Source organism: Pseudomonas frederiksbergensis (assembly GCF_017114915.1).
Taxonomy (GTDB): Bacteria; Pseudomonadota; Gammaproteobacteria; order Pseudomonadales; family Pseudomonadaceae; genus Aquipseudomonas; species Aquipseudomonas frederiksbergensis_I.
Window position 1 is genome coordinate 44,020 of record NZ_JAAUOE010000009.1, and the last position, 13,875, is coordinate 57,894.

At 61.8% G+C, this 13,875-nt stretch carries 8 protein-coding genes; 1 reads left to right on the plus strand and 7 read right to left on the minus strand.

All coding sequences use genetic code 11. The features are described from left to right. Window positions 1-207 precede the first annotated feature (207 nt). Window positions 208-432 carry a YgdI/YgdR family lipoprotein gene (locus HCU66_RS09255; protein WP_205888186.1) on the plus strand — a complete coding sequence of 75 codons (225 nt, stop codon included), beginning with the start codon at window positions 208-210 and terminating at the stop codon, window positions 430-432. Window positions 433-491: 59 nt separating this feature from the next. On the opposite strand, the gene HCU66_RS09260 is transcribed toward HCU66_RS09255, so the two are convergent. The 7 genes from HCU66_RS09260 to HCU66_RS09290 form a co-directional block, all read right to left on the minus strand. Then, the gene (locus tag HCU66_RS09260) at window positions 492-1,697 is read right to left on the minus strand and encodes an acetyltransferase domain-containing protein (RefSeq protein ID WP_205888187.1); all 1,206 of its coding nucleotides are present in this window, start codon (window positions 1,695-1,697) and stop codon (window positions 492-494) included. 28 nt (window positions 1,698-1,725) lie between these two features. Then, window positions 1,726-2,097, minus strand: coding sequence for a hypothetical protein (locus HCU66_RS09265; RefSeq protein ID WP_205888188.1), 372 nt, complete (start codon window positions 2,095-2,097; stop codon window positions 1,726-1,728). Between the two features lie 256 nt (window positions 2,098-2,353). Continuing rightward, a complete protein-coding gene (locus HCU66_RS09270; RefSeq protein WP_205888189.1) occupies window positions 2,354-4,207 on the minus strand; it encodes a polyurethane esterase in 1,854 nt (617 codons plus the stop codon). Window positions 4,208-4,310: 103 nt separating this feature from the next. Further along, window positions 4,311-5,999, minus strand: a complete 1,689-nt coding sequence (locus HCU66_RS09275) for a polyurethane esterase (protein ID WP_205888190.1) — start codon at window positions 5,997-5,999, stop codon at window positions 4,311-4,313. 23 nt (window positions 6,000-6,022) lie between these two features. Then, on the minus strand, window positions 6,023-9,070 hold the full coding sequence (locus HCU66_RS09280) for an autotransporter serine protease (RefSeq protein ID WP_205888191.1): 3,048 nt from the start codon (window positions 9,068-9,070) through the stop codon (window positions 6,023-6,025). A gap of 266 nt (window positions 9,071-9,336) precedes the next feature. Further along, a complete protein-coding gene (eprS, locus tag HCU66_RS09285; protein ID WP_205888291.1) occupies window positions 9,337-12,294 on the minus strand; it encodes an autotransporter serine peptidase EprS in 2,958 nt (985 codons plus the stop codon). Window positions 12,295-12,508: 214 nt separating this feature from the next. Then, on the minus strand, window positions 12,509-13,873 hold the full coding sequence (locus tag HCU66_RS09290; RefSeq protein ID WP_205888192.1) for a TolC family outer membrane protein: 1,365 nt from the start codon (window positions 13,871-13,873) through the stop codon (window positions 12,509-12,511). Window positions 13,874-13,875 lie beyond the last annotated feature (2 nt).

Here is a 13,875-nt window from a genome sequence, read left to right on the forward strand (position 1 = left end):
GGCAAGCGAATACTGGTTATGCGTACAGATACCAGCTATGCCCCATCCGGTGCAAACGGAAAAGGATCAGTGGCGACGCTATTGAGCAATTTTCGGGAGGCCATCGAACTTTCTGCCATTCCATCGCACCAACCGCGTTAGAAGCACAGTGAGGATTGATCTCGAACGAGGCGTTCGCGCTGTTTTTATTGAGTGATGGAGATGTGTATGAATATCAAGACTCTGGGTTTGCCCCTGACGGTAGCGGCCTTTCTGGCCCTGGCCGGTTGCTCGACGCCAACAGTCGTGACCCTGCAGAACGGCACTCAGTATTTGACCAAAGACATGCCGAACACCCAGAACAAGGATGGCTTCTTCGAGTTCGAAGATATTTCCGGGGCCAAGGTGAAAGTCCGCGCCGATGACGTGGCCACGGTTCGCAAGGAAGACTGAGCCCCTGAACGGGTTGCCCGCGTTGTTGCCAACGCGGGCTGCCAATCAGAGGTTTGAGATCAGAGATACTTGAGAATCGCGATGTCGCGACGACGCTGTTTGAGGTTGGCGAACCAGCACGTCGGAAAGAACAGCAACACGCCGAGGATCACGCTCCATAGCCAGACCATGGGCAGGTTATCGAAACCGTAATAGGTGCCCTGATTAACGCCCCAGATGGCGACAGCGACCAGGTACATGGCCTTGAGCACGTACAGGTGCAGCAAGTAGAAGAACATCGGCGCACCGCCGTAAATCGCCAGGGTCGCGGTAGACCAGCGATCCTGAGCCTTCTCGAACAACGCCAGAAGGATCAGCCCCAGACCGAGGGTCGGCATCAGGAACATCAGCGACGGCGGGTACTTCTTCGCACTCATGAAGCTCATGAAGGTGCGCAGCGAATCACCGGTCTGCACCCAAGGCTTTTCGCCGTAAACGTTCAGGTAACGGATGAACACGAACGCCACCAGCAGGCCGACGCCGACGTTGAGCAAGCGGGAAATCCGCTCGGTCGGCTCCATGTCCTTGCCGAACCACGGCCCGATGGCCCAGCCCAGCAGAATCACGCCGATCCACGGCAACACCGGATAGGTGGTGCGGGCCCGGGTGAATTCGGTGATGTCGATGAACACCCGCTGATGCAGGATTGACCACGGCACGAAGAACGGCGACTCCGGCCCCACGGTCACGCCATCGAGCAAGTTGTGCCCGGCGACAATCGCCACCCCGAGCACGATCAGCCAACCGCGCTTGAAGTGCAGCAACCCGGCAAGCACGATCATGCAGATGCCGATGCACCAGATCACTTGCAGCCACAACGTCTTGGGCGGGAACTCGGCGTTCCAGGCAAAGCACACGAGCGTGAGTTCCAGAAACACCAGGAACAGCCCGCGCTTGAGCAGGAACACCGACGTTTCATTGGCCGTGTGTTTCTGGCTGTAGAGCCAGGCCGACAAACCGGTGAGGAAGATGAACACCGGGGCACAGAGGGTGCTCAGCAGTCGGGTGAAGAACAGGTCCGGGGTCACGCTCAACGCATCGATCGGATCGGTGACCTGGCGGTGCAGCAGAAAGGTTTCGCGCACGTGATCGATGAGCATCAACAGCATGACGAAGCCACGCAGGGCATCGATGGCCAGCATCCGGGTGTTGGTTTTTGCAACGCTGGTGGCCAGCGCAGGGGAAACACTTCCCGCCTGCCCTGCCACACTGGTGGATAGGGTCATATCAGTCACTCATGTCGTGGTCAGTGGACTATTGCTGGCTGTATCCCGGAATGCTGTTGTCGCAGGAAATGTAGTGTCCTCCACGCCGGATCAGTTGTTCCCGCATCCGCTGGCAGCGCTCCAGTTCCTGCTGCATCGAACGGTCGATGCTGATATTGCCGGTCTTCTCCGGTTGTTTGCCGTCGCCCAGGCGCACGGTCACCCAGGGCTGTTCCGGCTGGATGTGGAAACGGCTTTTTTCTTCGGTGGAATTGACGGTTTCGGTGGCTGCCGGCTTCGGCAGTTGATCGGAGGTGACCCCGTAACGGGTCAGAATCGAGCTCTGAGGCAGGTCTGCGGCGGCGGTGGCCGATAGAAAGGCCAGCGCCAAACCGATGGTGTACCTCTTGCTGTTACTCACGTTGAACAATCTCCTGTACTCGATGGCGGCATGCAGCTATAGCGTTATAGTGTAACGCATGAGAGGGCTGATGCTTTAGTGCCATTTCCTGTTGGTGCAGGTATTGGAGTGTAGGAGCGGGCTTGCCCGCGAAGACGTCGGTACAGTCAACATTGATGTCGCCTGACACACCGCTTTCGCGGGCAAGCCCGCTCCTACAGGGGAACGCATTCCAATGCAGGAGCGAAGCTTGGCCCTGACAGGCGCCCCATCACCCTCAGGCGATCACAATCCCCCCACTAGACAAACTGTCCAGCCCGACACCCACCAGGGTCACCGAATCACCGCCAAACGTCAGCAGCGTATCCTGCCCCACCGCCGTGGCATGGGCGCGCAAGTCATCGTTTGGCGCAACGCCCTGAACCCCGAGGAACACCAGTTTGTCGTTGGCCTGATAGCCCACCACCCGGTCCTGGCCAAACGCGCCGCTGAACAGAAAGGTATCGAGCCCGCCGCCCGACTCCATCAGGTCATTGCCCGCGCCGCCGACAAACACGTCGTTGCCGCTGCTGCCGAGCAAATGGTCGTTGCCGTCCAGGCCAAACAACCAGTCGCCCGTGGCGTGCGCCTTGAGGGTGTCGGCGCCGGTGGTGCCCTTCACGCTCGAGGCGTACGGGGTCAGGTTGCTGCCGTCGGCAAGGCCATTGGCGGTGACGCTGTGGGTCACGTCATCCTTGAACACACCCCAGAGAAACCCCGGCTCCTTGGTGACGATGCTGCCGATGTCGCGGGTGATGCTGATGCCGCCGTTGGCGTCGCGCACGTACAGGTTGCCGGCACCGTCATTGGCGAAGACGAAGTTCTTCACCGACTGCTGCAGGTCCAGCACGTTACTGCCCTTGCCGCCCAACAGAATGTTGTAGCCGCCGCCATCGCGGAAGGTGTCGTTACCGTCGCGGCCTTCCAGGTAGTCGTTGCCCTTGCCGCCCTGGATCAGGTCATTGCCGTCGCTGCCGATGATGAAGGTGCTGCCCTTGTGGGTTTCGGCGTTGCGGTTCAAGTCCTGGACCCAGGTGTTGGCACGCGCCGGGTCCGAGAGGTTGGCAACGATGATGGTTGAATCCTTGCTGGTCAGGTCGTAGAACGCCGACTCCAGCACCCGGGTCATGCCGTCGCCATAACCGGTGGGCAAGTGCGAGATCCAGGTAGGAATGTTAAGGATGGAATACGGCAACACATTCCATGCCGTCGAGGCGTAGTGGTCGTTGAAGCTGACGATGTTATCGGTCGCTGAATCCTTGGGAGCATCGTGCACGCCCACCGAAGCCAGGTTGAACGACGAGCCATCGAGCGCGCGGAACACCGGGTCGTTTTCATAACCGATGTTCAGCACTTTGTCGCTGCTGCTTTGGGTCGGTGAGGCGTAGGCGATGTAGTTGGAATCCTGGTAGAACCCGGACCACTTTTCGCTGCTCAAGTCCGCCAGGCTGTTGACCGCCAACCCGCCGAGACTGTGGCCGCTGACCAGCACGTCCTCACCCGACAACCCATTGGCCTGGGCAAATGCCGCCACTTTGCCAAGCAAATTGCCGAAGGCTTCGCCCACGTAGTTTTTCGCGTAATCCTTGGGCCCCAACGCCGCCAGCAGGTCGTTGATCACATCACCGATGGAATCGCCGATCTGGATTTCCCGCGGGCCACTGGTGCCGCGAAAAGCGATGCCGATTTCCGTGAGATGACCCTGGGCGTCGTACTTGCCGAGGATCTCCACTTGCGCACTGGTGTAACCGGCCTTCTCGCCAAAGAAGGTTCCGCGCGCATCGGTCTTGCCGTCATAGCCCAGTTGCGCGGCGGTGATGGGTGTCCAGCCGGCCTTTTGCACGGCTTCGAGTGCGGCTTTTTCCGAGTCGGGGTTCCAGGGAATGCCGGGGATGACGCCCTGGGAATCGGTGCCGCCGATCAGCGCGGTGACCAGGGTTGCCGGCAAGCCCAGGCCGAAGCCGTTTTGCTGGTAACCGGTGGCGAAACCGTTGTCGAGGTTGTGATAGGAATACAGCGTGATCGCCATGGCGTCGCTGAACAACGCCTTGGAGTCTGCTGTGCCGAAGTTTTTGTAGTCATACACACCCATGGTATTGCCTCTCTTTGTTGGATTTATCAGAGACAGCTCACAACCGGGGCGCCCCTTGCAGGGCGCCCCGGTGTATTTAGTGCAATGCTTTCATTCGGTTTCTTCAGGCAAAGACAAATCCCGAAGCCGACAGGTTGTCCAGGCCCACCCCCACCAGTGTCACGGCGTAATCGCCAATCTTCAGCACGGTGTCGTTGCCGGCCTGTGAAGCGTGCTGGGTGTAGTCATAGCCCTGCCCCGCACCCTGGACACCCATGAACACCAGTTTGTCGCTGCCCTGGTAGCCATTGATCGCGTCGAAGCCGAAGGCGCCGCTGAACAGAAAGGTGTTGTTGCCACCCGAGGCCTGCATCACGTCATTGCCCGCGCCACCGACGAAGGTCACGTGGCTCTTGTCGCTGCGCAGCAGGTCGTCGCCGGCGTTGCCGAACAGCCAGTCACCGTCGACGCTGGCCACCAGCGTGTTGCCGTAGGCATCGCCGTTGAGCGAGTGGTTGTAGTGGGTCAGTTCCGTGCCATTGAGCAAGCCATTGGCAGTGACGTTGTAGGTCACCTCCTTGCTGCCCCACCACGAGCCCGACTCCTTGCTTACCAGCGCGCCGATGTCACGGGTCATGCTGATGCCGCCATAGGCGTCGCGCACATACAGGGTGCCGTCGCCGTCATGGGCGAAGCTGAAGTTCTGCAACGGTTTCTGCAGCTCGAAAGTGTTGCTGCCCTTGCCGCCCAGCAGCAGGTTGTAGCCACCGTCATCGCGGAACCGGTCGTTACCGTCACGGCCTTCGATGAAGTCATTGCCCGCGCCGCCCTTAAGCCAGTCATGGCTGTCGGTACCGATGATGAACGTGCTGCCGGTGTGCGGTTCGCCGCTGCGGCCCAGGTCTTCGACCCAGGTCGTGCCTCGGGACGACTCCGACAGGTTGGACACGATCAGCGTCGAGTCCTTGTCGGTGAGGTCGTAGAAGCGCGAGTCGATCACCCGGTTCAAACCGTCGGCATAGCCCAACGAGCCGTGGGCCGACCAGTTCAGTGGGTTGAGAATGCTGAACGGCACCAGGTTCTGCGCGGTGGAGGCGTACTGGTCATTGAAGTTGACGATGTTGTTGGTCGCCGACTCCTGATGACCGTCATGCTTGCCCAGCGAGCCGCTGCTGAAGGTGGTGCCGTCGAGCACGCGAAACACCGGGTCGTTCTCGTAGCCGATGTTCAGCACGTTGTTGCCGGTGGCGCTTTGGGTCGGCGAGGCGAAGGCAATGTAGTTGGCGTCTTTGAAAAAACCGCCCCAGTTATTGCCGCTCAACTCCGCCAGGCTATTGACCCCCAGCCCGCCGAGGCTGTGCCCACTGACCAGTACGTCCTTGGCGCTCAGGCCGTGGGCGATGGCAAACGCAGCGACATTTTTGAGCAAGGTGTCGAAGGCGTTTTTCGCGTAGTTGCTCGCGTAATCCACCGGTCCGACCGCGGCCAGCAGGTTGTTTTTCATGTCGCCGAAGGTGTCGCTGTAGCCCAGGCCCCCGGTGCCACGGAAGGCAATGCCGAGACCGATCAGCTGCCCTGCCCCGTCGTATTTGCCGAGGATTTCGGCTTCGGCGCTGGTGAAGCCATCCTTCTCGCCATAGAAAGTGCCTTGAGGCCCGACCTTGCCCTGGTAACCCAAGGCCGCCGCGCCAATCGGCGCCCAGGCGGTCGCCGGCAGTGGCTGGCCGGTGGGCGTGTAGGCATACAGCGTCAGCGCGATGGCGTCGCTGTACAACGTCTTGCCGTCAGCATTTTTGTAATCAAACAGTCCCATGTGGTGGCTTCCTTTGCGTCAAATCAGAACTGCCAGTCCAGGGTCAGGCCCACACCGTGGTCTTTTTCCCGGGAGCCGAGCAGCCCGTTGTAATCCAGGTTCAAACGGGTATCGCGGCTCAGCGCCAATCCGGCACGGGCGCCGACCACCGCGGCATTGCGGTCCATGGACACGCTTTGCACGCTGAACGCGGTGTTGCCGTTGACGAAGGCCAGGTGGTCTTCGGAGCGGGTGTTGCTCAGGTTGTGCTGCCAGCCCAGCGTGCCGGACAGTTCCAACTGATGCTGGTCGGACAGCGCAATGGCTTTGCTCGCCCGCAGGCCCAGGGTCGAGAGCACCGCGTCGCGGTTGTTTTCACCGCCCTTGAGTGCGGCGGCGTCACCTTTTTCACTGAAGCTGTCGCTGTTCAGGTGCACGTAGGCCAGGTTGACGAACGGCTCCAGAGCAACCGGTTGCAGGTCCAGGCGATACGCCGCTTCGGTGAACAGTTGCGCGGTGGTCGCATCGCGTTTGGATTTCTGCTTGCCGCTGACGTCGCCGAATTGCAGGTCGCGTTTGACGTCGATGCGATGCCAGCTGTACGCGCCGCCGACGCTCAGGCGCAACGCGTCGATTTCATGGCCCAAATACGCACCCAAGTGATAGCTGTCGACCGAGGCCGACGAATGCGTGCCATCGCCCATGCTCAACGAACTGTCGCTATAACCGGTGACGAAACCCAGTCGCGTATCTTCAGTGATCAAGCCATCGACACCAGCCAGCAGCCCGCCAATGGAGCTGTTGGAACTGGCGTTGTCATGCCCGCCATCGCTCTTGCCCCAGGCGCCGAGCACGTTGAGCCAGGCGTTGCTGCGGTTATCGGTCGGTGCGCCGGCGTCGAACAGATCACGCTCGCGCAGACGTTCGCCGACCGCATCGCGCAGGTAACGGCTGTCGTTGATCAGCAGCGTGCCGATTGCCGGGTGAATCTCACCGGACAGTTGCTGGAACGCTTGTTGCGCGACAGCGGCGGTCGGTGACAGCAGCAGGGTTTCATAGAGCGGATTGCCCGTGCCCAGTTGCTCGGCGGCAGCGGCCACCGCGCGTTGGTTCGGAGTCAGACCAACACTGGTGAAAGACGTCGCATTACGTTCGACGGCCAGCTGAATGCCGTTGGCCGCGTAGTCGAGGGTGCCACCGATAAACAGGTAATCCGGCAGCACCGCACCGAAGCGCCCTTCGATTCCGCCGGCTGCTTGCAGGATGTTGTACTGATTGCCGAGCAGGGTTTTCGTCTCGCCGGTGGTCAGCAGCGTCGGGCTGTTTTCCAGCGATAGGCTGACGGTTGCGCCTTCAATCACCGCCTTGCCGCCAGCAATGATCTGGTCGCTGCTGGTGGGCGACAGCTCGACAGCGTAGGTCGAGCCGGGCTCGAAGGTCACGTCGCCCGCCACCTGCAAGATACCGATGGAGTTGCCGGGCGCCACGGTGCCGCCGCTTTTCGCGGTCAGCGCCGCGATGCTGCCGTTACCGCCGAGGATGCCGCTGTCATTGACGGTGACCGCCGACAGCAGCGAACCGTTGATCGCCAATCGGCCCTGATTGACCAGGGTCGGGCCGGTGTAGGTGTTGGCGCCGGTCAGCACCAGCGTGCCGATGCCCTGCTTGGTCAGGCCGCCGTGGCCGGAAATGTCGTTGCGCCAATAGTCGAGCCCGCAGTGCACGTCATTGCACACACGCTCGGTGGGTTTGCCGGCGTCGATGATCGCGCCGATACCGGGCAAGTCCGCGACAAACTGGCTGGAGCCATAGGCGCCGTCGATGCGGAACTCTTCGGGAATGTCCTGCTCGGTGACGAACATCGCCGGGCCGTCGATGCCTTTGCGCAGGTTGATCATGCCCCAGCCGTACAGCGAATCGACGCCGGGTGCGCCGAGATCGGTGGCGGTGGTGCGCAGCACGCTGGCGACTTGCGCGCCGGTCATGTACGGGAAGCGTTCCATCAACACTGCCACCGAGCCGGCAACGTGCGGCGCCGCCATCGAGGTGCCGTTGTAGTTGGCGTAGCCGGTGGTCAAGTCAGCGGCATTAGTGCCGCTGATGATCGAGCTGTAGATCCGGCTACCCGGTGCCGACACGCAGAAACTCGCGGTGTAGCCGCAGCGCGACGAGAAGGTGCTGATGGTGTAGGGATTGGGGCTGCTGGTGTCCGGGTTCTTCTGCAACGCCGCGACGGTCATCCAGTTCGGCGCGATCTGGGGGACGAAGTAACCGAGGCCGGCGATGGCGTCCGGGTTGTTGAGGTTGTAATCGTTGCCGGCGGCGAAAATTGTCACGATGCCGCTGCGGGCCGCCGCGATGGCGCCGTCGTAGGCACCGCCGGGTTTGGTCCCGAGCAAGGTCTGGATTTCGTTAAATTGCAGTTGCGCGTCCTGCACGGTGAAATGCGGGTATGCCGGGTCCCGGCCGCCGAGGTCGAAGCGGTCGGTGATGCCGATGCCCCAGCTGTTGTTGATGATCCGCGCGCCGCTGGCGATCAGGGCGTCCCAACCGGCCTTGTACACCGCGCCGTCGTTGCCGCGAATGATGCCGTCTTCCGGGCCTGGGTCGCCGTTGTCGGCGCTGATGATTTGCGCGCCAAAGGCGACGCCATGCATAAGGCCACCATCACGACTGCCGGCGGCGATCCCGCCAACGTGGGTGCCGTGGGCCCCGAGTTTGCCGTTGGAGCCTACCGAGGGCGAACCGTCATAGAGAAAGGCGTCCCCGGCTTTGACCGGAATGTAGGGGTCGGTGTATTCGCGAATGCCACTGGTGACCAGCGTGATCACCTTGTTGGCCCCGGAAAACTCCGGGTGCAAGGCGTAAACCGGTTGATCGAAGATCCCCAGTTTCACCCCTTTGCCGGTGTAACCGGCCGCGTAGGCCTCTTGAGCATCGATCGCCCCAAGGCCCCAGTCGGCGTTGAACTCCGTACTGCGCCAGCTATCGGGATCGCCTGTTCTGCCGTTCTCCACGTAGGGCGCCGCGTGTGCGGTGCCCAGGGTGGCCAGTGCGCAGAGCAAGGCAAGTTTGTTGTACTTGTTCTTCATCGAGCTACCGTCCTTAGTTGTGTTGCAAAAATCCTTGCGCCTTCAAAGGCGTGTCTTGTCCTGCGTTAACGCGATCTGTAGCAGCTGCCGAGCTGCGCGAGGCTGCGTTCGGTGTGGGCCGCATTCGGACGCAGCCGTCGCAAACCCTGCCTGCAAGGTCTTCCTGACACACCGCAATAGCTGACTTCACGACTGCTTCGCAGCCGAACGCAGCCTCGCGCAGCTCGGCAGCTGCTACAAGCGAACGCAGGCTTCGGCAGTTGCTACTAAAACTGCCAATTGAGACTCAGCCCGACGCCATGGCTCTTCTCGCGGCTGGCCAGTTGGCCGGTGTAATCGAGGTTCAGCCGAATATCCCGGCTCAAGGCCAGGCTGGCATGGGCGCCCACCAGCGCCGCATCGCGAATCAGCGGCGAACTTTGCACCACAAACGGTGTGCTGCCGCTGGCAAACGCCAGGTGCTGCTCGGCATCGGTGTCGCTCAGGTTGTGCTGCCAGCCGAGGCTGCCGCTCAGGTCCAGCTGTTGCTGGCCGGACAGCGTCACGGTTTTCAGTGCCCGTACGCCCAGCGTGCCGAGTACCGCGTCACGCCGGTCGCCGCGGCTTTTGAGCGCGGCGGCGTCACCTTTCTCGGTGAAGCCCTCGGTGTCGAGGTGCACGTAAGCGAGGTTGGCGAACGGCTCCAACGCCAGGGGTTGCAGGTTCAGGCGATACGCCGCTTCGCCGAACACCTGAGTGGTCCCGGCATCGACCTTGGCTTTCTGTTTGGCACTGACGTCACCGTATTGCAGGTCACGTTTGACGTCGGCCCGATGCCAGCTGTAGGCACCGCCGGCACTCAGACGCCATGCACCCATTTCGTGGCCGGCATAAGCGCCCAGGTGATAACTGTCGACTTGCGCCGATGAATGAGTGCCGGAGCCCATGTTGACCGAGCTGTCGCTGTAACCGGCGACCAGGCCGACACGGGTTTCGTCGTCGACAGCGCCATCAACGCCGGCCAGCAAACCGCCAATCGACGTGGTGTAGCCGGCGGTGTCGTGGCGGTCATCGGTCTTGCCCCAGGCACCCAACGCTTTGATCCAGCCATTGCTGCGGGAACCGTTGGCCTCATGGAGACGCTCACCGAGCGCATCGCGCAGATAACGGCTGTCGTTGATCAGTACCGAGCCCAACGCCGGATAGATTTCCCCCGACAATTGCTGGAACGCCTGTTGCGCCGAACTCGCGGTCGGCGAAAGCAGCAGGCTTTCGTAGACCGCGTTACCCGGGCCAAGCCCTTCCACGGCGACTGCGACGGAACGCTGATTCGGGGTTTGCCCGACGCTGGCGAAGGTCGTGGCATTACGCTCAACGCTCAACTGAATGCCGGTCGCGGCGTAATCGAGGCTGCCGCCGATGAACACATAGTTGGGCAGCACCGCGCCAAACTGGCCTTGAATCCCGCCCGCCGCTTGCAGGATGTTGTACTGGTTGCCCAACAGGCTTTGCACTTGCTGGGTGCTGAGCAAGGTCGGGCTGTTTTCCAGCGACAGGCTGACGGTGGCGCCGCTGACCGTGGCCGTACCGCCGGCAATAATCTGGTCGCTGCTGGTGGGCGACAGTTCGACGGCGTAGGTCGAGCCCGGCGCAAACGTCACATCGCCACTGACTTGCAACGTACCGATGGAATTACCGGGCGCCACGGTACCCCCGGCGTTGGCGGTCAAGGCAGCGATCCGTCCGTTACCGCCGAGGGTGCCGCTGGCATTGACCGTCACCGCCGATGCCAGCGAACCGTTCACCGCCAGTAAGCCGCCGTTGACCGTGGTCGAACCGCGATACGTGTTGTCGCCGGTGAGCATCAAGCGTCCGGCGCCGGACTTGATCAGGCTGCCTTCGTAGACTCGGCTGGCAGCGGCTGCGTCGCGAGCCATGCCCACCGCGTAATCGGTCTGATCCTGCTGACTGGCACCGGCGGGAACACCGTTTGCCCAGCCCTTGTCCTGCAACGTCTGTTGCCAGGCGTTGCGTTCGGCGGCGTCTTCGGCCTGACGCTGAATCAGCGCCTTGTCCGAAATGTCGTTGCTCCAGACATCGCTCTGCCCTGCCCCCAGATCGGCGTCAAACGCTCCGAGCAATTGCCCCGGCCCGCGCATCGCCCGGTCGAGGTTGGCCACGCCCCAACCGACGCGCGTGGTCGGCGCGTCGGTAATCGAGCCGTCGAGCTGGGTCGCGGTGGTCAGCAACACCTCCAGCGCCTGCTGATTGTTCATGTACGGATAGCGTTCCATCACCAGCGCCAGTGCCCCGGTGGCATGCGGCGCGGCCATGGAGGTGCCGGACTTGATCGCGTAACCGCCGCCGGGAATGGTGCTGTCGATCTTCGCGCCCGGTGTGGTGATGCACCAATACTTGGCGATCCCGCACTGGTTGTATTTCTGCTGGTTGCCTTGATCCAGCCCCGACACCGCCAGCCAGTGACCTTCCAGGTCCGGCTGAAAATACGGCAAGGCCGAGCGCACGCTGGCATTCGGGTAACCGCTGTTGCCGGCGCTGAACACGTTGATCACGCCACGGCGCGAAACGTCGGCGGCGGCATCGAGCCAGGTGCCTTTGTTCCAGTGCTGGGCGTAGGCCGAGTGCAGGTCGTCGAGGGTTCGGTAGCTGACGTCCTTGGGCTGGCTGCCCCAGCTGTTATTGATCGCGCGTACGCCGGCATCCGCCAGGGCGTCATAGACCGCTTTGAAATAGCGCGGATCGGGGTTGGGACCGAACAGGAAACTGTCGTTCTGGTTGGTGTTGCCGACGTGGATTTGCGCGTTATACGCCACGCCATGCATGCCGATTCCATCGCGGGACGCGCCCATGGTGCCGGTGACGTGGGTGCCGTGGGAATCGTTGTTGGCGTTGAGCGTACCATCGACGTTGAACGCTGAGCCGTCGACATAGCTACCGCTGGCCGTCACCGCGTGATAGCGGTCTGCGGCAAATTCGGGATGGCTGGAATCGAACCCGGAATCCAGCGCGCCGATTTTCACGCCTTTGCCGCTGATGCCGGCGGCATAGGCCTGGTCGGCCTGCATCCGCCCCAGGCCCCAGTCGCGCTGGAACTCCGCCGAACGCCAACTGGCGGGGTCGCCGAGGGCGCCGGTTTCCAGATAAAGCGCCTGGGCCGAGCCTGGCGCTGATGAAATCACCAGCAATAGCGTGCCGACCGATATCGGCTTGATCTGTACGTCCATGGGCATGACATCTCGCTTTCTTGGCGTTTTTAGAGTTGTAGGCCCCGGTCCAGAGGCTGCGTTGCAAAACACCCTGTAGCAGCTGCCGAAGGCTGCGTTCGGCTGCAAAGCAGCCGCCATTCGGTTTGTCGTATCTCCCTGACAGACCGAGTGTTTGGACTTCACGGCTGCTGCGCAGCCGAACGCAGCCTTCGGCAGCTGCTACAGGGTTAAATCATTGAGTCCTCGCGCCTTGGCCGAACGCCTCATCCACCTTGGCCAAATCCTGTTCGTTCAAGGTGCCCGCGTAGTAGTGCAACTTGGTCCAGGCCATCAAATAGTCGTAGCGTGCCTGGGCCAGATCCCGGCGGGTGGTGAACAGTTGTTGTTCGGCGTTGAGCGCATCGAGGTTGACCCGTTCTCCGCCCAAAATGCTTTGCTTGGTCGAAACCACCAGCGCTTCGACCGACACCAATGCCTTCTGATAAGCCCGCAATTTGTTGACCCCCGACAGACAGGCGCTGAACTGACGGCGCAGCTGAATCAAGGTTTCCCGGGTCTTGCCGTCCAGCTCGTACTCGGCCTGTTCCATGGTGCGGCTGGCCTGTCGGGTCGAGGCCGAGACCCCGCCGCCGGCATACAGCGGCACATTGACTTCGATGCCGATGGTGTTGGTGTCGTAGCGCTGGTTATAGGTGTTGCCACTTTCCGATTCGTTCTGGCGTACCGAGGCGTAAGCGCTGACTTTTGGCAGGTGGCCGGCGCGGTTGCGTTCGACTTCGTAGCGCGCCACTTCCACCGCCTGGCGCTGGGAGGCCAGGTTCGGGTTATTGGCCACCGCCATCTCGTGCCAGGTGTCGTAATGGGCCGGTTGCAGGGTGAAGGTCTGGAAGTTCTGATCCAGCGGCGTCAGGTCGCCAATGTCGATGGCCGGCACGCCAACCAGTGCACCGAGCTCGCGCAGGGCCGCATCCTGTTCGTCCCGCGCCTCGATTTCCTCGGCAGTCGCCAGTTCGTAACGTGACTCGGCTTCGAGGATGTCGGTGCGTGTGCCTTCCCCTTGGCGGAACATCTGCTCGTTCTGCTGAAACTGCTCCTCGAACGCTTTTTTCTTCGCCCGGGCGATGTCGATCTGGTCCTGGGCGAACAGCGCCTTGGTGTAGTTCTCCAGTACGCGAACCAGCAGTTCCTGGCTCTTGCCACGAAAGTTTTCATCGGCGAACAGCGATTGCGCCACGCCTTTGCGATACGCCGCGTAGGCCTCGTAGTCGAGCAAGGGCTGTTGCAGGGTCAAGGTCGAGCCGTAGCTGCTGTAGTTGCGGTCATCCGTTTGTCTGTTGCCGCGATCATTGAGGTATTTGACCTCGGAGGCGTTACGCCCTTTGTTGTAGTTGTAACCCAGCCTCGGCAGCAGCCCGGCGCGGCCGATGGCGCGGTTTTCAAGGCCGGCATCGCGCTCCTTGATGGCACCGAGGAACACCGGATCATTGCGTAAGGCTTGCTCATAGATGTCGAACGGCCCCAGGGCCATCGCGCGGTTGCACGTCAGCAACCCCAGGGCCGCTGCGAGCAGGAAAAGCTTATTCATACAACCGAACATCC